This is a genomic window from Pseudomonas sp. EYE_354 (assembly GCF_023148575.1).
Classification (GTDB): Bacteria; Pseudomonadota; Gammaproteobacteria; order Pseudomonadales; family Pseudomonadaceae; genus Aquipseudomonas.
In genome coordinates, this window is record NZ_JAHXNQ010000006.1 from 142112 (window position 1) to 162169 (window position 20058).

A 20058-nucleotide genomic window follows, 5' to 3' on the forward strand; every position below is an offset into this window, starting at 1 on the left:
GAAACAGCTGGGCTCAACGGCGACCGTTGAAGTAGCCCGAAAGTTGATGAAGGCTTTTGCCGGCCGTGAGCAGCAGCGGGCGGATATGGTCCTTGCCGAGGATCTGCGCATGTTTGACCGCGCTGATCAGGTCGTAGCGCGACGAGCCTTCGCTCATGCCTTCGGCCAGGACCTTGCAGATGATGTGGCTGGGCGTGACCCCGAAGCCTGCGTAGCCCTGGACATAAAAGGCGTTCGGGCGACCGCTGAGCGTGCCGATCTGCGGGAACAGGTTGGCCCCGGTCGCCATCGGCCCGCCCCACGCCAGGTCGATCTTGACGTCTTTGAGGTACGGGAAAATCTTCAGCATCAGGCTGCGGTTCCAGGCTTTGAGGTCCGCCGGGATGTGTTCGACGAAAGGCGTGGCGGCACCGAACAGCAAGCGGTTTTCGTTGGTGACCCGGTAGTAGTCGATCACCGGCCGGATATCGCTGTAGGCGCCGCGTATCGGGCTGATGCGGTTGATCATCTCCTCTGGCAACGGCTCGGTCATCAACTGGAAGGCATAGGTATTGACTGTGGTCTTGTGCAGTTCCGGTTCCAGCTTGTTGAGGAAACTGTCGCAGGCCCACAGCAACTTGGAGGCTTTGACCGAGCCTCGGCCGGTGCGCACGGTGATACGTTCGCCATAACTGACTTCCAGCGCCGGGCTGTGCTCAAAGATGCGCACACCGTGGCCAGCCAGGGCCTTGGCTTCGCCCAGCAACAGGTTCAGCGAGTGCACGTGCCCGCCGCCCATGTGCAGCAGCGCGCTGGTATAGGCGTCGGAACCAATGATCTGCTTGACCTCGGACCCCGCCATAAAGCGGATTTCGTCCTGGGTGTTGATCGACTTGAAGTCCTTCTCCCAGGCGCGCAGGGTTTTTTCCTGGCGGGCGTTGAAGCCCATATAGCCGTAGCCGTGGCAGAAATCGGCGTCGATCGAGTACTTGGCGATGCGATCCTTGATGATGCCGGCGCCCAGCTCACTGATTTCGAAAATCTGGCGCAGGCCTTCGTCGCCCACTTGTTGCTTGATCTTTTCCAGGTCGTGGCCGATCCCTGCCATGATCTGGCCGCCATTGCGGCCCGTGCCACCGAAGCCCAGGTAGCGCGCTTCGAGCACCACAATATTGGTGATGCCTTTTTCGGCGAGTTCCAGTGCGGTGTTGATGCCGGAGAAACCGCCGCCAATCACCACGACATCGGCTTCCACGTCCTGTTCGAGGGTGGGGAAGCTGAGATTGTATTTCTTGGTTGCCGAGTAGTAGGTCGGCGTTTCGATATTGATCATGGCGCAGCCTGGAAAAGTGAAGGGAAACTCACTGCAGAGCCGACAAGAAGCTCTGTGCCTGTTGCGACACATTAGGTGCCTTCCGAGCGGTAGGTGTCTTGATTCTGTGTGCCGCCGCGCTTGACCGTGGCTGCCAATACTCAGTCCCGAATCCGGCCGCGCGGTAAAGCCGCACACGGGGAACAATTGCCAATGCTAGAATGTTGTTAATCTGTTAACTAATTACGACGCAGCCGCCCATGTCTAAACCGCGCCAATCCCTGACCCTCACTTTGCTCCATGCGCGTGAAGCCGCCATGGGTTTTTTTCGTCCTTCGCTCAATCAACACGGACTGACCGAGCAGCAATGGCGGGTCATTCGTATCCTGAGCCAGCACGATGAGCTTGAGATCAACCGCCTGGCCGAGCTGGCGTGCATCCTCAAGCCGAGCATGACCGGGGTGCTGGTACGCATGGAAGCTGCGGGCATGGTTGAACGGCGCAAAGCGCAGCAGGATCAACGCCGCGTGCTGGTGCGGCTGGCCGAGAAGGGTCAAGCCTGTTTCGACTCGATGAGCCAGAGCATGGAAGCCAATTACCAGCGCTTGCAGGCGGAGTTTGGCGAGGAGAAGTTGCAGACGTTGCTGACCTTGCTCAATGAGCTGAAAACCCTCAAGCGCTGAACCATGGGTACCGGCTGCAATGCCGGTCATAAGCCTGTGACGAGGAGTCCCCGGCACAGGAGGGCTCCGTCTCTACAGTTCACTTTTCGTTCGCACTAATAGATAGCGCCGGCCGCGCTGGCAGGTGCCGGTGAATCCTTGAAGGCCGCCGCCAGGCTTTGCAGCCCGCGCATCAGCACCGTGGTGTCAACGCCCACCGCCACGAATACCGCGCCCAGTTCGATGTAGCGCCGCGCCAGTGCCTGGTCTGCGCTGAGAATGCCGGCGGCTTTGCCGGCATTGCGGATGCGCGCGATGGCGTCTTCGATTGCCGCCTGCACCTCAGGGTGGCCGGGGTTGCCGCGATGGCCCATCGAGGCGCTCAGGTCCGCCGGCCCGATAAACACCCCGTCGACGCCTTCCACCGCCGCAATCGCATCCAGGTTGGCCAAGCCCTCGCGGCTTTCGATCTGCACCAGCAGGCACATTTGCTCGTCGGCTTTGTCGAGATAACCGGCAATGCTGTTCCAGCGTGAAGCCCTGGCCAGCGCACTACCGACACCACGCACGCCCTTGGGCGGATAGTGGATGGCTTTCACCAGTTCCCGCGCCTGTTCTGCGCTTTCCACCATGGGCACTAGTAAGGTCTGTACGCCAATGTCGAGCACTTGCTTGATCAACGCGGTGTCGCCGATTACCGGGCGAATTATTGGATGGCTGGGGTAGGGCGCCACGGCCTGGAGCTGGCCGAGCATGCCGCGCAGGCTGTTGGGTGCATGTTCGCCGTCGATCAGCAGCCAATCGAAGCCGGCATTGGCAGCCAGTTCCGCGCAATAGGCATCGGCCAGGCCCAGCCACAGGCCGATCTGGGTTTCACCGCTGCGCAGGCGACGTTTGAAGGTGTTGATAGGCATGTCCATGAGTGCTCTCCCGTTAAACGAATCGGCAGGCGATCGACCCCAGCATGTCGTAATCGACATGGAAGGTATCGCCAGGGTTGGCCGCCACCGGACGGGTGAAGGAGCCACCCAGGATGATTTGTCCAGGTTGCAGGGTGACGTCATAGGCGGCCAGTTTATTGGCGAGCCAGGCCACGCCCTTGGCCGGGTGATTGAGCACGGCGGCGGAGACGCCGGACTCTTCGATCACGCCATTGCGGTAGAGCACCGCCGGTACCTTGCGCAAGTCGATCTCGGTGGGGCGTACGGCCCGCCCACCCATGACCACGCCGGCGTTGGCGGCGTTGTCGGAAATGGTGTCGAACACCTTGCGGGTCGCCTTGGTGTGCGGGTCGACCTGCTGGATGCGCGCATCGATGATCTCCAGCGCCGGGATCACCCATTCGGTGGCGTCGAGCACATCGAACACCGTCACGTTCGGACCCTTGAGCGGTTTGCCCAGGATAAATGCCAGTTCCACCTCGACGCGCGGCACGATAAAGCGCTCGAAGGGGATGTCGGTGCCTTCATCGAAGAACATATCGTCCAGCAACGCGCCGTAATCCGGCTCGGTGATGTTGGACGAGACCTGCATGGCCCGTGAGGTCAGGCCGATCTTGTGGCCGACCAGCTTGCGCCCGTCCTTGATTTTTTGCGCGACCCAGGCGCGCTGGATGGCATAGGCGTCGTCGAGGGTGATCGCCGGGTGTTCGAGGGAAAACTGACGCACCTGCTCGCGTGAACGTTCGGCCTGGTCGAGGCGCGCGGCGGCTTGCAAAATGAGCGATTGATCAAGCATGGCAAGAGTCTCTTATTGAGGGTTGACGATGGCCGCCCGGGTGCGCAGCACCAGCAAGCCGCCAAGAGCAATCAGCAACGCCAGGACGTACAGGGCCAGGCTGGCGCTTTGGGTGGTGTCGCGCATCCAGCCGATCAGGTAGGGCGCGAAGAATGACGCGATGCTGCCGAACGAGCTGATCAGGGCGATCCCGGCGGCCTGGGTGTTATTGGAGAGGAACGCGGGAGGCAGTTGCCAGAACATCGGCAACGCCGCGCTGGCGCCCATGCCGGCGAGAGTCAAGCCGCCCAGCACCACGGCCGGGTTGGCGGGGGCGAGCCCGGCGATGGCAATGCCGGCGGCCGACATCAGCAAGGGCACGCACAGGTGCCAGCGGCGTTCACGGTGGCGGTCGGACGAGCGCCCACAGCCGATCATGAAAAAACACCCGGCCAGGTACGGTACCGCACTGAGCAGGCCGACCTTGCCGTCGCTGCCGATGCCGGCGCCGTGAATCAGCGTCGGCATCCAGAACGCCAGGGTGTTGACTGCCAGCATCACCGCGAAGTACACCGCCACCAGCAGCCACACCTGCGGGTTGCTGAGAATGGCGGAGAACGAGGTGATCGATTTGCGATGTTCTTCCCGGTGCAGTTGCTCGCGCAGGTGTTGCTTCTGTTCCGGCGCCAGCCACTTGACCGTCTCGAAGCTGTCCGGCAAGCACTTGAGCACCACCAGCCCGAGCAAAATCACGGGGGCGCCTTCGATGACGAACATCCATTGCCAGCCGCGCAGTCCGCCCAGGTCGTGAAAGTGTTCAAGGATCCCGCCGGAAAGCGGGCCGCCGATCACCCCGGCCATTGGCACCGCGATGGCAAACAAGGCGGTGACCTGCGCGCGGCGACCGGCCGGGTACCAGCGGTTCAGAAACACCAGGATGCCCGGGAAGAAACCGGCCTCGGCCACGCCCAGCAAAAAGCGCAGCACGTAGAAGCCCATGGCGCTGTCGATCAGGAACATGCAGGTCGACAGCACGCCCCACACCACCATCAGCGTGGCAATCCAACGCCTGGGGCCCACTCGGTCCAGGGCCATGTTGCTGGGCACGCCGAACAGCGCGTAGGCCACGAAGAACAGGCCGGCGCCGAAGCCATAGACGGTGTCGCTGAAATTCAAGTCCGCGCTCATCTGCATCTTGGCGAAGCCGATGTTGATGCGGTCAAGATGGGCGAAGAGGTAGCAGATCAGCAACAACGGCATCAGCCGCCAGGTGATGGTGCTGTGAGTACGGTCGCGTACGACCTGGCCGAGGTTGTCGGCGGTATGGGCTGTGCTCATGGTTTTATACTTTTTATCTGAGAGGCCGAGGGTGTGAACGGGCAGGGCGCCTTAACCGACCTGCGCCTTGAGGAACGCATGCACGTTGTTCTGCTTGAAGTTGAGCTGCTCGTGCAGTTCGATCATTTCAAACGACAAGGCCAGCAGGCGCTGGGCCTGAAGCTCGGTGAAGTGCTGGGTGATGACCTCGAACAGGCGCTCGGCGATGTGCTGCCGTGTGGCCAGGTCGCGGCCATGGCCGACCTTCAACGTCATGTGCACGAACGCGTAGTCATGCTTGCCGTCGGCCATGCGCCAGGTGTCCAGGCGCACGCCACGGCTGCGGATGCCACCCAGGGGAAACACGCCGCTGGCGCCCAGGCTGGCGTGGACTTTTTCAAACAGGCCCGGCAGGTCTGCCTGCTGTTCGATGTTGTCGGTGTATTCAGCAATGAAGTGAGGCATGAACGGCTCCTTCAGGCCGCGCGGGGATGCCGCGCGGCCATGCGGTCAAACAGGGAAAATGGCGTTGATCTGCCCGGTGCCCGAGCTGCCGAAAGGCGCGGTGATGATCTCGGCCGGCTTGTCGTAGTCCGGCCCGCCGAGCAGACCCAGGAGCATGGCGGTGTCGTGCATCTTGCCTTCGCCAAAGCAATGCTCGGCGTAGTCCGGGAGCATGGCGCAGAACTCTTTCCAGCGGCCCTGGCGCCACAGTTCCACCACATGCAGGTCGACCTGTTTGTCGAACTCGCGCGTCCAGTTATGGATATTGGCTTCGGCATTGCGGTCGTCGGAGAAACGGTGCGACAGCGACCCCGAGGCCAGCACCACGACTTTGCGGTCGCTCTTCTCGATGGCCCGGCGCACGGCGGCGCCGAAGGTGAAGCTGTCTTGCAGGCGATGCCAGGCACACCAGGCGGCAATCGAAACGACGTTGAATGTCTGCTCGCCCGGTACGCCCATATGCATGTAGCGCATCGGCACCAGGGTGCCGTATTCCAGCTCCAGGCTCGGGATGTTGTGCGCCAGGGTGCGCACGTCGGCGGCGTTGGCCTCGGCGGCGATCAGCTCGCCCAGCTCCGGGCAGCCGGGGTATTCGTACGCCATGTTCTTGATGAAGTGCGGCAGTTCGTTACTGGTGTAGATGCCCTTGAAGTGCTCGCCGCTGTTGACGTGATAGGCGCTGTTGACCAGCCAGTGCACGTCGAACACCACGGCGGTATCGGCGCCCAGCTCGCGGGCGCGCCGACCGATCTCCTTGTGCCCGGCAATCGCCGCTTCGCGGCAGCCGTGGTGCTTGCCAGGCAGCTCCGACAGGTACATTGAGGGAACGTGGCAGATTTTCGCCGCCAGGACGACTTCGCCCATGATGATTCTCCTGAAATTGTTTTTGTCTTAGGGGCTTCGGGTGGTGCTCAGACGCCCCAGCGTGGAATGTGATGGCTGCCCATCGAGATGCACACGTTCTTGATCTCAGCGAACACCTCAAAGCTGTATTGGCCGCCTTCACGGCCGGTGCCGGAGCCCTTCACGCCGCCGAACGGCTGGCGCAGGTCGCGCACGTTCTGGCTGTTGATGAACACCATGCCCGCTTCGATGCCATAGGCCAGACGATGCGCCTTGCCGATGTCCTGGGTCCAGATGTAGGACGCCAGGCCGTACTCGGTGGCGTTGGCCAGTTGCAGTGCTTCGGCCTCGTCCTTGAACGGAATCAGGCACACCACCGGGCCGAAGATCTCTTCCTGGGCGATACGCATATTGTTGTTCACGTCAGCGAACACCGTGGGCTGGATGAACTGACCTTTGCTCAAGTGCGCTGCCAGGTTGGCCGGGCGCTCCAGGCCTCCGGCGAGGAGGGTGGCGCCTTCTTCGAGACCGATCTTGATGTAGCCGGTGACCTTGTCGTAGTGGGTCTGGGTGATCATCGAGCCGACCTGGGTCTTCGGGTCTTGCGGGTCGCCGACGATCAGGCGTTTGGCGCGCGCGGCGAACTCGGCGACGAACTGCGGGTACACGCTTTCCTGGATAAAGATCCGGCTGCCGGCGGTGCAGCGTTCGCCGTTGAGCGAGAAGATGGTGAACAGCGCGGCGTCGAGGGCGCGTTCCAGGTCGGCGTCTTCGAAAATCAGCACCGGCGACTTGCCGCCCAGTTCCATGGAGTACTTTTTCAGCCCGGCGGTCTGCATGATTTTCTTGCCGGTGGCGGTGCCGCCGGTGAAGGAAATCGCGCGTACATCGGGGTGGCGCACCAGGGCGTCACCGGCAGTCGCGCCGTAACCTTGGATGACGTTGAGCACGCCTTTTGGAATGCCGGCCTCCACAGCCAGGCGCCCCAGTTCGTTGGCGGTCAGCGGTGACAGCTCGGACATTTTCAGCACGGCGGTATTGCCCAGGGCCAGGCACGGCGCGGTCTTCCAGGTAGCCGTCATGAACGGCACGTTCCACGGTGAGACCAGCGCGCAGACACCCACCGGCTGGTACAGGGTGTAGTTGAGCATTTGGTCATCGACCGGGTAGCTGTGACCGTCCATGCGCGTGCAGACTTCGGCGAAAAAATCGAAGTTGTGCGAGGCCCTTGGAATCAACACGTTTTTGGTCTGGTGAATCGGCAGGCCGGTGTCGAGGGTTTCCAGCTCGGCCAGGTGCGGCACGTTCTGTTCGATCAGTTCACCCAGCTTGCGCATCAAGCGCGCACGTTCCTTGGCCGGGGTGCCCGCCCATTTCGGGAAGGCTTCCTTGGCGGCGGCCACGGCTTGCGCGACTTCCTCCGCGCCACCGCTGGCCACTTCGCCGATGGCTTCGCCTGTGGCCGGGTTGTAGTTGACGAACACGTCTTTGCTTTCGACCTCACGGCCGTTGATCCAATGTTTGATCATGCTGCTCAAGCCTCTTTACGGGCGCTGAAGAACGCCGCTTCGCTGACAATGCGGTTAACCAGGCGGCCTACGCCTTCGACTTCCACAATCACTTCATCGCCAGGCACGACGTTCGCCAGGCCTTCGGGCGTGCCCGTGGCGATCATGTCGCCGGGTTGCAAGGTCATGAAACTGGACAGGTATTCGATCAGGTATGGAATGTCGAAAATCATGTCCCGGGTGCTGCCTTCCTGGCGCAGCTCGCCGTTGATCCAGGTGCGCAGCGTCAGGTTGCCAGGGTCTGGCACATCGGCCACATCGACGATCCATGGGCCGACAGGCGTGGTGGCGTCGCGGTTTTTCACGCGCAGGTTGGGCCGGTAGTAGTTTTCCAGGTAGTCGCGAATGGCGTAGTCGTTGCACACGGTGTAGCCCGCCAGGTAATCCAGGGCATCTTCGCGCTTGACGTTGCGCGCCGGCTTGCCGATGACGGCCACCAGCTCGCACTCGTAGTGCATGTAAGCGACGTTATCCGGGCGCCAGGTCACCTGATTGTGGCCGGTGTACGTGCCCACGGACTTGATGAAGGCCAGCGGTTCGGTCGGCGGTTTGAAAGCCAGTTCAGCAGCGTGGTCGGCATAGTTCAGGCCCAGGGCGAACATGCTGCCGGTCGCCGGTGGCAGCCATTGCACCTGGTCTTCGGCCAGCAGGCGGCCGTCAGCCAGGCGTACCGCGTTGTTGTCTTCGACGTGGGCGAGGTGGATTTCGCCTTCAAATGCTATACGGGCGTGTTTCATGCGAGCTCCTGTGACGCGGCCACGATGGGGTTTACGAGGCGGCCCAGACCGCTGATCTCAACTTCGACGGTGTCACCCGGTTGTACATCGACGCGACCTTCCGGTGTGCCGGTGATCAGCACATCGCCTGCGTGCAGGGTCATGAATTCGCTGATCTCGGCGATCAGCAATGGAATGTTGCGCACGAAGTTGGCCGTGGTGTTTTGCTGGCGAATCTCGCCGTTGACGTACAGCGTGATCGCGAGATTGTGCGGGTTCGAGACCTGCGCCGTGGGTATCAGCTTGGGCCCGATGGCGCAGAAACCATCGCGGCATTTGGCTTTGACGGCAGGGCGGTAGTAGCTGTCTTCCGGCAGGCTGAACTCATTGACGATGGTGAATCCAGCGACGTAATCGAGTGCGTCGGCCGGGCTGACGCGGCTGGCGCTCTTGCCCATCACCACGCCCAATGCCGGCCCAGGCTGCAAGCGTTCGCCCTGACCTGGATGCACCACCTCGGCGCCGTGCTGGTTGCGCGTGTTGGGGGTCTTGATGAACAGCACCGGTTTGACCGGCGGTTTCTGATATGGCGGCTGTTCGAACTCGGCGAGGCGCTGCTTGAGCAGCCCCTGGTAGTTCAGCGCGACACCGAAAAGGGTGCCAGTCGCGACGTCATGCAAGGCGCGGCTCATGCTTTCTCCTGGCAGAGCCATGGCGGCCCTGCATTTAGTTAATGTGTTAACAGTTATAATTAAGATGTTAACTATCGTCAAGGGTGGCAGACTGTTTGTGCGGTGGTTGTGCCGCCCAAATCGGTGCAGGATGAGAGCCGCTGCACTGCAGCCATCACAATAAAAACGAGTAGCGTGCGATGAGCGACCGTCAACCCATTCCGAACATCAACATTGGCCAGGTATACGACCAGCGCTACAGCGACGCCGAAGTCCACTACGACAAACTGGCGAACCTGGCGGATTTCTTCGGGCGCAACATGCCCGTTCACCGGCATGACCGGTTCTTCCAGGTTCACTACGTAAAAAGCGGCACCGTGCGCGTGTATCTGGACGACCAGCAATACGTCGAGTCCGGGCCGATGTTCTTCCTCACGCCACCTACGATCCCGCACTCGTTTGTGACCGAGGCCGACAGTGACGGGCACGTGCTGACGGTGCGTCAGCAACTGGTGTGGCAGCTGATCGAAGCCGACGCCAGCCTGGCACCGGCCGGTGCGCAATTGTCGGCCGCGTGTGTCGCCCTGGCGCAGTTGGAGCCGCAATATGCGGGCGATATCCGCCGGTTGGATTATCTGTTCGAGGAACTGAGCGAAGAAGTGAAAGCCCAGCGTTCCGGGCGCAGCGCAGCCCTGGACAGCTTGACGCGGTTGATCATGATCAGCCTGTTGCGGCTGTGCTCCCACTCGTTGAAAGCCACGCCCGCCAGGCACGAAGACTTGAAAATCTTCCACCGCTTCAATGAGCTGATCGAAGTGCATTACCAGCAACACTGGCCCTTGTCGCGGTATGCCCAGGGCATCGGGGTGACAGAGGCGCGGCTCAACGATGTGTGCCGACGCATTGCCGACCTGCCGTCCAAGCGCCTGATCCTGGAGCGCCTGATGCAGGAAGCCAAGCGCCTGCTGCTGTTTACCGGCAGCTCGGCCAACGAGATCTGCTATCAGCTGGGGTTCAAGGACCCGGCCTATTTCAGTCGTTTTTTCCAGCGTTACGCACAGCTCACTCCCGGGGAGTACCGCCAGCGCCAATCGGGGTTGCGTTGAGCCAGGCATAGGGGCGTAGCGCCTTGGTTTTGTTGATCTTGTACGGATCATCATGCGCATCGCCGCCGTGCGACAGAATGGCTTTTACGCGGAACCGATTGTACTTTTCACAGCGCCAGCGCCGCTTGCGGCCGCTGGCCGGCGACACTAAGCTGCCGACTCGCCCATTTAAGTGGTGCCGTCATGGCCAACCCCAGACTTTCGCTGACATTGACCCTGCTGCAAGCCCGTGAAGCCGCAATGGCGTTCTTCCGTCCGGCCCTGAACAAGCATGAACTGACTGAGCAACAGTGGCGGGTCATTCGGATCCTGCGCCAGCAGGGCGAACTCGAAAGCCACCAGCTCGCCCAGCAGGCCTGCATCCTCAAACCGAGCATGACCGGAGTGTTGACGCGCCTGGAGCGCGACGGCCTGGTGCGTCGGCAGAAGTCCAGCCAGGATCAACGCCGGGTGTTCGTGGGCCTCACCGAGCGCGGCCAGCAATGCTTCGTTTCCATGAGCGAAGGCATGGAAAGCAACTACCAGAAAATCGAAGCGCAGTTTGGCACCGAGAAAATGGAGCAGTTGCTGGGCTTGCTCAATGAGCTGAAAAACATCAAGCCTTGAAGGGCTAACATTTAATTAATAGATGAACGTCTTTGCCCACTGACAACGTCGCGGGCCTGAATCCTCACTATCCGTTTTCGGCACAAATGCACGATCTGCCTTGGGTTCGGAATGGAACTTGCGTGCGCTATGACCTGTAAGCCTTGCAACTGAAAAAAGGTTGGGTCAATGAACAATAATAATGTGCTGATGCCTGCGGCCTCGTTGGTGCCTGCACCGACGTTACCCCTCCAGCGTTTTCTGACCAGCGACATCGATGAACATGCGCGCAATATGGACGGCTGGCAGGTTCGCTACGATCAGTTATCCCCCGGCACCTTTACCGGTGAGTTGGTGGCGTTCCGTTCTGACTGGATGCAACTGGTGCGCGACCGCTCTAATCAGGCCATGGTCAAACATGGCTCTGCCTGGAAAGGCGCAATCACCTTCAGCCTTCCCTTGAGTGCCAGCGGTCCAGTGTATTGCTCGGGGCATCCGATCCACGAGCCCAGCCTGTTGGTTGCCCACGGTGATAACCTTCCCGAGCTGCATACCCCACAGCACCTGGACCTGCTCGGGGTGGCCATTGACGAGCGCGCACTGGAACATCTGTTGAAGCGTCAACGCAGTCAGTTTCGAATTACCGATCTTCCCAAGTGTTACCGCCTGGGCCAATCATCCGTGCAACGTGACCTCGCGGCGTTGTTCGATGAACTGGCGGGCTGCGATCAGGGCCGTCATGCCATGCTGGGGCATGATTCGATCCGGCGCGGCATACGCGATGCGGTGATGTTGCATGTGCTGGAGTTGATCGCGCCGGACCACGCGCCCCCCCTCAACCCCACGGCGCGTAAAAGGATGGTCGACCGCGCTCGCGAATACGCGTTGAGTCACCTCGACGAACCGCTGTCGATCCTCGACCTGTGCAACCACATCGGCGCCAGCCGACGCAAACTCCAATACTGTTTTCAGGAAACCCTGGGCATCAACCCGGTGGCCTATCTGCGTGCGCTGCGCCTCAATGCGGTGCGTCGCGAACTGCGAACCAGCACCCAAGCCCACGGTGTACAGGAAGTGGCGGCGCGCTGGGGGTTCTGGCATTTGAGCCGGTTCTCCAGCGATTACCGCACCATGTTTGGCGAAAGTCCTTCGCAAACCCTGCGCCGCACTCAACTCTGCTGAAAACGGATAACCGGCTCACGTTGCGCGTTACTAGGATGGCCCACACCACTTGATGGGAGGGGCATTCGATGATTCATAACAATAACGCAAGCGCCGCACGTATGACGCTGTTCACCCTGGGGCTGCTGGGTTGCTGCGCCAGTGTCCAGGCCACCGAGAGCGGCGCGCCGACCACCGCCGTCGGTGTGTACGATTTCGGCGCGGGGATGATGCCGCCGGCCACGCCTTTCGGGACACTGGGGCTGCGCACGGCGTTCTATTCGGCCAACGTGCAGAAGAATCGCCAAGGGCGCCCTGTCGACAACCACTTCTCACTGGATGTGTTGTCCATCGGACTCGCCTATATGCGCATGACCGATTACACCGTATTGGGTGCCACCTATGGTTTCGGCGCCGTGGTGCCGTTTTTCAAGATGGACGCTTCCATCAAGGTACAGACGCCGGTGGGGCCGCTGAGCCTGGAAGCCGATCCGTTTCGAATGGCCGACGTGCAACTGTTGCCGGTGATCCTGCAGTGGAGCCTCTCGCCGAATCTGTTTATCAACACGCAGTTGCAGATCCAGACGCCCACGGGGGATTACGACAAGAACCGGTTGATCTCCCCAGGGCTCAATCACTGGACGTTCTCACCGATCGTCAACGCCACTTACATCACCGACAGTGGCTTTGAGGTTTCGTCAAGCTTTGAAGTCGACGTCAATACCCGTAACCCCGCGACCGATTACAAAAGCGGTGTCGAGTACCGGCACGAGTTTGCCGTGGGCCAACATGTGGGGCCGTGGACACTGGGCCTGGGCGGCTACTACTACCGCCAGTTCAGCGATGACGATGCGCCCGGCCTGCAATCAGGCAACCGCGCGCGGGTGCTGGCTGTAGGTCCTGCCGTGAGTTACTTCAAGCCGGGCCTGCCGCCCGTGTGGCTGCATGTCTATAAGGAAACCGATGCCCGCAACCGTGCCGAGGGCTACACCGTGGCGCTGCGCATTTCTCAAAGTTTCTAAGGGGCTGGCCATGAACTCATCCTATTCCGATTCTCCATCACCACGGCAAGCCACCGGACGCCGTGAAGGGCTGGTGCTGATGCTGGGCAGCAGCCTGACCATCATGGGCGCGGTCATGGTCGCGCCGATCCTGCCCAAGCTCGGCGCCGAGTTCGGCCCGCTGGAACCGCGTGCGGATCTATTGGTGCCGTTGGCGGTGACCGGCCCTGCGCTGGCGATTGCACTGTGCGCGCCCCTGGTTGGCTGGTTGGCCGACCGGGTAGGGCGTAAAGCGTTGCTGGTGATCGCCACCCTTTTGTATGCCGTGCTCGGGGCCATTCCGGCGCTGCTGGATAACTTGCCCGCCATCGTTGGCGTACGCCTGTTGTTCGGTGCGGCGGAGGCCGCGGTGATGACCTGTTGCGCCACACTGATTGCCGACTATTGGCACGGCGAGGAACGGCTGCGCTACATCAATCGGCAGGTGGTCACCATCGGCCTGGTCGGCGCGCTGTTCTTTGTGGTGGGCGGAGCGTTGGGCGAACACTCCTGGCGCCTGCCGTTTTTGTTGTACCTGCTGCCACTGCTGCTGGTGCCGGTGATGATGAAGGTGCTATGGGAACCCACAGCGCCCCGGCACACCGTCGCGACGCCCGGCCAGGGCAGGGTGGCGATCGTACCCTTGGTGCTCGGTTATCTGCTGATCCTCAGCGGTATGGTCCTGAGTTTTATCGTGCCGATCCAGGCGCCGATTCTGCTGGTCAGCCTGGGTGTCACGTCGAGCACGATGATCGGGCTGTCGGCAGGCCTGGGGTTGCTGGCGACCCTGGTCGGTTCATTGTCCTGGCCGCTGCTGCGCCGCCGCATAGGCATCCTCGGGTGCAATGCATTGTTGCTGACCCTGCTGGGCCTGGGGTTATGGCTGCTGATGCGCGGGCAAAGCTACAACACGGTGTTGGTGGCGGTGCTGATTCACGGCCTGGGCGCCGGTCTGCTGGTACCTAACGCGATGACGCCGGTAATGAATGCCCTGAGTGCCGGAAACCGAGGGCGCGGTCTGGGTGGGTTCACCGCGTTTCTGTACTTCGGCCAGTTTGTCAGCCCGCTGGTGGTGGCCGTCCTCAGTGCTTACTCGGGCGACCTGCGCCACTCCATCCAATGGTTGGCGATCGTCAGTTTCGCCTCTGCCCTGGTCTGGGCGCTGGCAGGTCTGCAAGCGTGGCGCAAAGCACACGCGCCGGCATTCGGCTCAAGTCATTCGTAATTAAAAGGAGATAAAAATGGACATCCAGAACCTGCTGGACATCGAAGACGCCACCGGCCTGGCCGAATGGGTCAGGCGCGGCGACGTGCAACCTGGCGAGCTGCTGGAGGCGGTGATTGATCGTATTGAACGGGTCGAACCTCAGCTCAATGCGGTCGCCGAGCGGCTTTATGATGCCGCCCGTACGGCGGCACTCGCATCGCGGCCGGGTCACGGCGTGTTCGCCGGGGTACCGACCTTGATCAAGGACCTGTTTTCGCCGGTCAACGGCGCGGCGATGACCAATGGCTCGCAAGCGCTGGGAGGCTTTCGCGCGGACTTTGAAGCTGAACACGTAAGCCGTATCCGCCGTGCCGGGTGTGTGATTCTCGGCACCAGCACCTCACCCGAGTTCGGCACGTCGTACTCCACCGAATCCAAGCGCTTTGGCGCCACACGCAACCCCTGGAATATCGGCCACAGCGCTGGCGGTTCCAGCGGCGGCGCGGCCGCTTTGGTGGCGGCGCGTGTCGTACCGTTTGCCCATGGCAACGACGGCGGCGGTTCCTTGCGTGTGCCGGCGTCCTGCTGTGGGGTGTTCGGCCTCAAGCCCAGCCGTGGGCTGTTGCCGTCCGGGCCGATGGTCGGCGAGGGCTGGGCCGGCATGGGCACCCCCCATGCGATTACTTTGTCGGTGCGTGACAGCGCCGCGCTGCTGGATGCCACGGCCGGGATGGACCTGGGCGCACCTTATGCCGCGCCGCTGCAAGCGCAGCCCTATGTTACCGCGCTGCAGCGTGACCCCCGGTCGCTGCGTATTGCCCTCGTTGAGCAACTCGGGCCTTGGCCGACCTCCAGCGAAAGTGTGGAAGCCGTGCGCCAGGCCGCCAGGTTGTGCGAATCCCTGGGCCACCGCGTTGAACTGGTCAGCTTGCCGGTGGCGCTGCCGGCGTTTCTCGATCAGGTCTTCACCATCATCGGTGCAAGCACTCGCCACTATGTCGATGTGTTGGGGCAGATGCGCGGTTTCGCTGTGCAGCCTGAGGAGCTGGAAGCCCGCACCCGCATTATTTTGCGCAGCAAGGGGGATGTCAGTGGGGCGCAGTACGCGGGGGCGGTGGAGTGGATTCATGCCTTAGGTCGGCAGTTGGCGGTGTTCATGCAGGATTACGACCTGATCCTCACACCGACCCTGGCACGCGAGCCGGTGCCGATCGGTGAGCTGCACCTGCAAGACGACCGCCTGAGCCTGGAGGAGCTGATTGAACAGTTTCACAGCTACTCGCCGTTCACGGCACTGTTCAATGCCAGCGGGCAACCGGCAATGTCAGTGCCGTTGTACTGGAGCGCTGCCGGCTTGCCGATGGGCGCCCACTTCGCCGCTCGCTTTGGCGAAGAAAGTACCCTGTTTGCCCTCGCGGCGCAGTTGGAGCGGGCCCAACCCTGGCGCGGTCGGATACCGCCGGTCAATGCCTGCGTTTCCCGTCGCTAAATCGATAGTTCACGGCTACCTATCGAGCGATGCCGTGGTGCATGTTCTTTAACGAGCGCCCAAGCGTTTTGTTGCTGGTCCTCGGACCAGCTTCAAGAACAATCTGGCCCAGGCCAGTATCAGTGCGGCTGCGGATGTCCTCTCGGCCTCCATCTATAACCGGTTAGGTACCCAGTTGGAATTCACCGGGATTCCGGCCAAGGTCGGCGCACACGCGATTGTCGGTGGCCTGATCGCGGAGGCAGCTTCCGTACCGGTGCCCTTGCGGCCTGTGCGAATGAGGCCTTCGTCGCTTCGGTCGGCGACAAGATCTTTGTGGGGCGACATGCACGATCAACTGCTGGCGATGACCTCGCAACTGATCGACCTGTGTGGCCCATGGCATGGGCCGCTGGGGGCAAGGCAAGATGATCGCGCACCAGCAGAAACAGCTCGACGATGAGGCGCTGTTGGCGTTCCGCGACCGCTTCGCGCTGCCCCTGAGCGACGAGGATGTTCATGCTGCGCGGTTGTTCAAGCCTGAAGCCGACAGCCCTGTGATGCGCTACCTGCACAGTCGTCGTCAGGCCCTCCACGGTTACCTGCCGAGCCGCAGCAGCGTTGCAGCGCCTTTGGAAACGCCGGCGGCCAGTGAATTCGCAGGCTTTGCGTCGGCGGGGGAAAGCAAACCGATGTCAACCACCCTGGCGTTCGTGCGCATGTTGGGCACATTGCTCAAGGCTCCGGTGTTAGACGAGCGCATCGTGCCGATTGTGGCCGACGAAGCACGCACGTTCGGCATGGCCAATCTCTTCCACAAGTACGGTATCTATTCGCCCCAAGGCCAACTTTATATACCCGAGGACAAGGATTCTATCGTGTCGTACCGCGAGGCTCGCGATGGTCAGATCCTTGAGGAAGGCATCACCGAGGCTGGGGCGATGTCTTCATGGATCGCAGCAGGTACCGCCTACAGCACCCACGGCATAGCGATGCTGCCGGTGTACATTTTCTATTCCATGTTCGGCTTCCAGCGTGTTGCCGACTTGATCTGGGCCGCGGCTGACCAGCGCACCCGCGGCTTTCTGATCGGGGCGACGTCAGGGCGCACGACCCTGGCCGGGGAGGGGTTGCAGCATCAAGACGGTTCAAGCCATGTTGTCGCGGCGACCGTAGCCAACTGCCGAGCCTACGACCCGGCGTTTGCCGGTGAATTGGCAGTGATTGTGGACCATGGGCTCAAGTGCATGCTGACCGCCCAGGAGGACGTCTTTTACTACCTCACCGTGACCAATGAAAATTACCTGCAACGGTCGCTGCCGGATGGTGCCGAGGCGGATGTGATCAAGGGCATGTACCTGCTCGACACACTGGACGCCGGGTCGGACGCGCCGTTGGTGCGCCTGCTTGGAAGCGGCGCGATCCTCATTGAAGTGCTGGCGGCGGCGAACCGGCTGCGCGAGCAATGGGGCGTGACGGTGCAGGTCTGGAGTGTCACCAGTTTCAGCGAGCTTGAACGCGATGCCAGGACTGCCCAACACGCGCGTCTGGCGGGTGCGCAGACGACACTGGGACATGTCGAGCAATGCCTGGGCGGGTCCGCGCCGGTCGTGGCGGCGACGGACTATGTCAGGGCCTATGCGCAACTCATCGCTCCCTATGTCAGTGCGCCGTTCAAGGTGCTGGGCACGGATGGCTTCGGCTGTTCAGACACCCGGCGCGCCCTGCGGCGTTACTTCGAGGTGGATAGCCAGGCGATCTGCCTGACGGCTCTCCATGCACTGGTGGAGCAAGGACGCCTGGGCGCAGACACGGTCGCCAAAGCCCGCCGTGTCATGGACGGTACGGATAAGGATTGACCTAGGTGGTGTTCCAACTCAGCTACCTGTGGCTGTGGCTGGTGTGGCAGGTGCTGTCATATGATCTTGAGGGTTGGCGTACCTTGCTGGTCGCCAACCATCTGGCTCAGCAGCAGTGCCTGCAGCTCTTTTGCGGGCCGTTGTGAGTGCCCGGTCATCTAGCGTTTAAGTGTGCGACGGCTTGAATCAAAGACTCTCAGGATCGCCAAAAAACATTTTGACTAGGCTCTGGAACGGTCTTTTAAGGTCCGAAAAACTTTTCGATGCCCCCATTTTTGCCCCCACAGCGAACATCCTCTATTGATCAGCGATGGCTGTTCGCGGGGGACATTCGGCGGTCTTGAGAGTCCGGGTGCCCGGATTGACTCCCGGAGGGATAAGGTTGCGCGGTGAATCCGATCTCTCCCGTGTCTTGCGACTTAAATGGCTTGATGCTTAGCCCTAATCGAATTTTATCCATTTATCAATTAGGTGGTTGATGCAAAAGGCAAAATCTTTCACCGTCTGATATCAACATTTCAACGCTGAAACAAATTCGTACATTTAATTGACGCCATTAAAACGCCACCATATGATCCCCGCCGATTAGTGGCACTAGGCCGTGTAGAGGGATCTAGAAATGTGGCGTTCGGTACATCGGACCAGGCTCAGCTTGTTGTCCGCTTTTTTTTGCCTGGGCTTTGCTGGGACAGTTCAAGGCGCTACCCCGCAGAACACGCCGGGCGTCACCGACCTGATCCGCGATCGTCAGGATCGCCTGCTCGAAGAGCAACAACGCCGCCTCGAAGAGCTCAAGGACTTGCCCGGCAAAGCCGCCGCTCCCGCCAAGCCGGCAGCGCCCGCTGACACCCGCTGCTTTGCGATCAAAACCATCGAACTCACCGGCGCCGACGCCCTGTCCGAAGGCGAGCGTGATCGCCTGCTCAAGGCCTATATCGGCCAATGTCTCGGCGTGCCGCAACTCAATGATCTGCTCAAGGTCATCACCGATCACTACCTGGCCAAAGGCCTGGTCACCAGCCGCGCCTACCTGCCGCAACAGAACCTCTCCAGCGGCAATCTCAAAGTGCAGGTGGTGGAAGGTCGCCTGGAAGGGCTGAAAGGCGCCGAAGGCAGCGGCATCACCGACCGTCAGTTGTTTATGAGCTTCCCAGGCAAACCAGGCGACCTGCTCAACCTACGCGAGATCGAGCAGATGGTCGACCAACTGAACCGCCTGCCATCCAACCAGGCGCAGATGGAATTGGCCCCCGGCAAAGAAGTGGGCGGCAGCGACGTGCTGGTCAAAAACACCCCGCAGAAATCCTGGCGCGTTGGCCTGTCGCGCCACAATGGCGGGCAACGGGCCACCGGCGAACAGCAGTGGGGCGCCAGCCTGGATTGGGATAACCCGCTGGGTCTGGCGGACCAATTGTCGCTACGTGGCGGCCACGATGCGGTCAGCGACCATCAGAAAACTTCACGCAATTCGATGCTCAATTACAGCCTGCCATTCGGCTGGTGGAACCTCAATTACAGCTATAGCGAAACCGAATACCGCTCGCTGGCCCAGGCCAGCGGGTTCAATTTCAAGCAATCGGGCGACAGCCAAAATCACCAGTTGCGCCTAGAGCGCGTGATCTACCGCGACGCCCTGAGCAAAACCTCTCTCAGTACCGGCGTAGCCTACCTGCGCACCAACAACTTTATCGAAGACAGCAAGCTCGCGTTGAGCAGTAACCGCCTCAGCGAAGCCCAGTTCGGCATCAACCATGGTCGACGTATCGGCGGCTCATTCCTCAACATCGATCTGGGCATGCAGGACGGCATTGGCGCGTTCGACGCCCAGGCCAATCACAACCCACGGCCGGGTCAGGCCGATGCGCGCTACCGCAAATACACCGGGACCGTGAGCTACCTGTACCCGTTCAAGCTGTGGGGCGAGTCGTTCAGTTTCAGCAGCCTGATGACCGGCCAGCGCAGCGAAGACGTGCTGTTCAGCCCTCAGCGTATGAGCCTGGGCGGGCAGTCGTCGATTCGCGGTTACAAGGATCAAAGCCTGGCCGGCGACAGTGGCGGCTACTGGCGCAACGACCTGCGCTGGAGTCGCCCGGTGACCTGGGCCTGGATGCAGCCTGCCTTCAGCGAGTACGGCACCAGCCTCGGCTACGACCAGGGCGTGATAAGCCTGGCCGCTATAACGCCGAACAGCACGGGCGCATGACCAGCAATTCGCTGGAGCTGTTTGCACGCAGCCAGAACGTCGCCGCCACGGTGACCTTTGCACACTCTTTGGAACGCCCGGGGCCGATCACTGAACGTGAAGCGCCGGTCTACTTCCGCCTGGATTTCTTCCTTTAATTTT

At 61.4% G+C, this 20058-nt stretch carries 17 protein-coding genes and 3 pseudogenes; 11 read left to right on the top strand and 9 right to left on the bottom strand.

From position 1 onward, the window contains the following. Positions 1-13: 13 nt before the first annotated feature. A complete protein-coding gene (locus KZX66_RS10455; RefSeq protein ID WP_248079068.1) occupies positions 14-1312 on the bottom strand; it encodes an FAD-binding oxidoreductase in 1299 nt (432 codons plus the stop codon). 239 nt (positions 1313-1551) lie between these two features. Between KZX66_RS10455 and hpaR (KZX66_RS10460) the strand changes: the two genes are divergently transcribed. Further along, the gene (gene hpaR, locus KZX66_RS10460) at positions 1552-1974 is read left to right on the top strand and encodes a homoprotocatechuate degradation operon regulator HpaR (protein WP_248079071.1); all 423 of its coding nucleotides are present in this window, start codon (positions 1552-1554) and stop codon (positions 1972-1974) included. A 95-nt stretch (positions 1975-2069) separates the two neighbouring features. On the opposite strand, the gene hpaI is transcribed toward hpaR (KZX66_RS10460), so the two are convergent. From hpaI to KZX66_RS10500, 8 genes are read right to left on the bottom strand one after another with little or no spacing between them, the layout of a single operon-like run. Beyond that, complete coding sequence (gene hpaI / locus KZX66_RS10465) at positions 2070-2873, bottom strand: 4-hydroxy-2-oxoheptanedioate aldolase (protein WP_248079074.1); 804 nt, start codon at positions 2871-2873, stop codon at positions 2070-2072. A 13-nt stretch (positions 2874-2886) separates the two neighbouring features. Beyond that, positions 2887-3690 carry a 2-oxo-hept-4-ene-1,7-dioate hydratase gene (hpaH, locus tag KZX66_RS10470; RefSeq protein ID WP_248079078.1) on the bottom strand — a complete coding sequence of 268 codons (804 nt, stop codon included), beginning with the start codon at positions 3688-3690 and terminating at the stop codon, positions 2887-2889. Between the two features lie 12 nt (positions 3691-3702). Next, complete coding sequence (locus KZX66_RS10475; RefSeq protein ID WP_248079079.1) at positions 3703-5007, bottom strand: MFS transporter; 1305 nt, start codon at positions 5005-5007, stop codon at positions 3703-3705. A 51-nt stretch (positions 5008-5058) separates the two neighbouring features. Next, entirely contained in the window at positions 5059-5451 is a 393-nt protein-coding gene (locus tag KZX66_RS10480) for a 5-carboxymethyl-2-hydroxymuconate Delta-isomerase (RefSeq protein WP_248079082.1), read from the bottom strand. A gap of 45 nt (positions 5452-5496) precedes the next feature. Next, positions 5497-6354, bottom strand: coding sequence for a 3,4-dihydroxyphenylacetate 2,3-dioxygenase (gene hpaD, locus KZX66_RS10485; RefSeq protein WP_248079085.1), 858 nt, complete (start codon positions 6352-6354; stop codon positions 5497-5499). 47 nt (positions 6355-6401) lie between these two features. Next, a complete protein-coding gene (gene hpaE, locus KZX66_RS10490) occupies positions 6402-7862 on the bottom strand; it encodes a 5-carboxymethyl-2-hydroxymuconate semialdehyde dehydrogenase (protein WP_248079088.1) in 1461 nt (486 codons plus the stop codon). A gap of 5 nt (positions 7863-7867) precedes the next feature. Beyond that, the gene (locus KZX66_RS10495; RefSeq protein ID WP_248079091.1) at positions 7868-8638 is read right to left on the bottom strand and encodes a fumarylacetoacetate hydrolase family protein; all 771 of its coding nucleotides are present in this window, start codon (positions 8636-8638) and stop codon (positions 7868-7870) included. Then, on the bottom strand, positions 8635-9309 hold the full coding sequence (locus tag KZX66_RS10500) for a fumarylacetoacetate hydrolase family protein (RefSeq protein WP_248079095.1): 675 nt from the start codon (positions 9307-9309) through the stop codon (positions 8635-8637). Before KZX66_RS10500 ends, KZX66_RS10495 begins: the two co-directional genes overlap by 4 nt. A gap of 179 nt (positions 9310-9488) precedes the next feature. On the opposite strand from KZX66_RS10500, the gene hpaA reads away from it, so the two are divergent. The 10 genes and pseudogenes from hpaA (at position 9489) to KZX66_RS10550 (ending at position 20054) form a co-directional block, all read left to right on the top strand. Then, on the top strand, positions 9489-10394 hold the full coding sequence (gene hpaA / locus KZX66_RS10505) for a 4-hydroxyphenylacetate catabolism regulatory protein HpaA (protein WP_248079098.1): 906 nt from the start codon (positions 9489-9491) through the stop codon (positions 10392-10394). Between the two features lie 183 nt (positions 10395-10577). After that, positions 10578-11000, top strand: coding sequence for a homoprotocatechuate degradation operon regulator HpaR (gene hpaR / locus KZX66_RS10510; RefSeq protein WP_248079101.1), 423 nt, complete (start codon positions 10578-10580; stop codon positions 10998-11000). Between the two features lie 168 nt (positions 11001-11168). Beyond that, positions 11169-12161, top strand: a complete 993-nt coding sequence (locus tag KZX66_RS10515) for a helix-turn-helix domain-containing protein (protein WP_248079105.1) — start codon at positions 11169-11171, stop codon at positions 12159-12161. A gap of 68 nt (positions 12162-12229) precedes the next feature. Beyond that, positions 12230-13162 (top strand): transporter, encoded by a 933-nt coding sequence (locus tag KZX66_RS10520; protein WP_248079108.1) that lies wholly within the window; start codon positions 12230-12232, stop codon positions 13160-13162. 10 nt (positions 13163-13172) lie between these two features. Then, positions 13173-14405, top strand: coding sequence for an MFS transporter (locus KZX66_RS10525; protein ID WP_248079111.1), 1233 nt, complete (start codon positions 13173-13175; stop codon positions 14403-14405). A gap of 16 nt (positions 14406-14421) precedes the next feature. Then, complete coding sequence (locus KZX66_RS10530; RefSeq protein WP_248079114.1) at positions 14422-15876, top strand: amidase family protein; 1455 nt, start codon at positions 14422-14424, stop codon at positions 15874-15876. A 97-nt stretch (positions 15877-15973) separates the two neighbouring features. Next, a pseudogene (locus tag KZX66_RS10535) lies at positions 15974-16318 on the top strand (DUF637 domain-containing protein); the annotation flags it as partial. Next, a pseudogene (locus tag KZX66_RS10540) lies at positions 16254-17714 on the top strand (pyruvate dehydrogenase (acetyl-transferring), homodimeric type); the annotation flags it as partial. The pseudogenes KZX66_RS10535 and KZX66_RS10540, both read left to right, overlap by 65 nt. A gap of 5 nt (positions 17715-17719) precedes the next feature. Further along, entirely contained in the window at positions 17720-17860 is a 141-nt protein-coding gene (locus tag KZX66_RS10545) for a hypothetical protein (RefSeq protein ID WP_248079118.1), read from the top strand. A gap of 473 nt (positions 17861-18333) precedes the next feature. Further along, positions 18334-20054, top strand: a pseudogene (locus tag KZX66_RS10550) (ShlB/FhaC/HecB family hemolysin secretion/activation protein). The last annotated feature ends 4 nt before the right edge of the window (positions 20055-20058 follow it).

Excerpts from the sequence above, each read along its gene's own strand:
- KZX66_RS10475 (WP_248079079.1), bottom strand. The coding sequence starts at position 5,007 with ATGAGCACAGCCCATACCGCCGACAACCTCGGCCAGGTCGTACGCGAC.
- hpaE (WP_248079088.1), bottom strand. The coding sequence starts at position 7,862 with ATGATCAAACATTGGATCAACGGCCGTGAGGTCGAAAGCAAAGACGTG.
- KZX66_RS10515 (WP_248079105.1), top strand. The coding sequence starts at position 11,169 with ATGAACAATAATAATGTGCTGATGCCTGCGGCCTCGTTGGTGCCTGCA.
- KZX66_RS10455 (WP_248079068.1), bottom strand. The coding sequence starts at position 1,312 with ATGATCAATATCGAAACGCCGACCTACTACTCGGCAACCAAGAAATAC.
- KZX66_RS10480 (WP_248079082.1), bottom strand. The coding sequence starts at position 5,451 with ATGCCTCACTTCATTGCTGAATACACCGACAACATCGAACAGCAGGCA.
- KZX66_RS10525 (WP_248079111.1), top strand. The coding sequence starts at position 13,173 with ATGAACTCATCCTATTCCGATTCTCCATCACCACGGCAAGCCACCGGA.
- hpaR (WP_248079071.1), top strand. The coding sequence starts at position 1,552 with ATGTCTAAACCGCGCCAATCCCTGACCCTCACTTTGCTCCATGCGCGT.
- KZX66_RS10530 (WP_248079114.1), top strand. The coding sequence starts at position 14,422 with ATGGACATCCAGAACCTGCTGGACATCGAAGACGCCACCGGCCTGGCC.
- KZX66_RS10500 (WP_248079095.1), bottom strand. The coding sequence starts at position 9,309 with ATGAGCCGCGCCTTGCATGACGTCGCGACTGGCACCCTTTTCGGTGTC.
- hpaD (WP_248079085.1), bottom strand. The coding sequence starts at position 6,354 with ATGGGCGAAGTCGTCCTGGCGGCGAAAATCTGCCACGTTCCCTCAATG.
- hpaR (WP_248079101.1), top strand. The coding sequence starts at position 10,578 with ATGGCCAACCCCAGACTTTCGCTGACATTGACCCTGCTGCAAGCCCGT.
- KZX66_RS10495 (WP_248079091.1), bottom strand. The coding sequence starts at position 8,638 with ATGAAACACGCCCGTATAGCATTTGAAGGCGAAATCCACCTCGCCCAC.
- hpaA (WP_248079098.1), top strand. The coding sequence starts at position 9,489 with ATGAGCGACCGTCAACCCATTCCGAACATCAACATTGGCCAGGTATAC.
- KZX66_RS10520 (WP_248079108.1), top strand. The coding sequence starts at position 12,230 with ATGATTCATAACAATAACGCAAGCGCCGCACGTATGACGCTGTTCACC.
- hpaI (WP_248079074.1), bottom strand. The coding sequence starts at position 2,873 with ATGGACATGCCTATCAACACCTTCAAACGTCGCCTGCGCAGCGGTGAA.
- hpaH (WP_248079078.1), bottom strand. The coding sequence starts at position 3,690 with ATGCTTGATCAATCGCTCATTTTGCAAGCCGCCGCGCGCCTCGACCAG.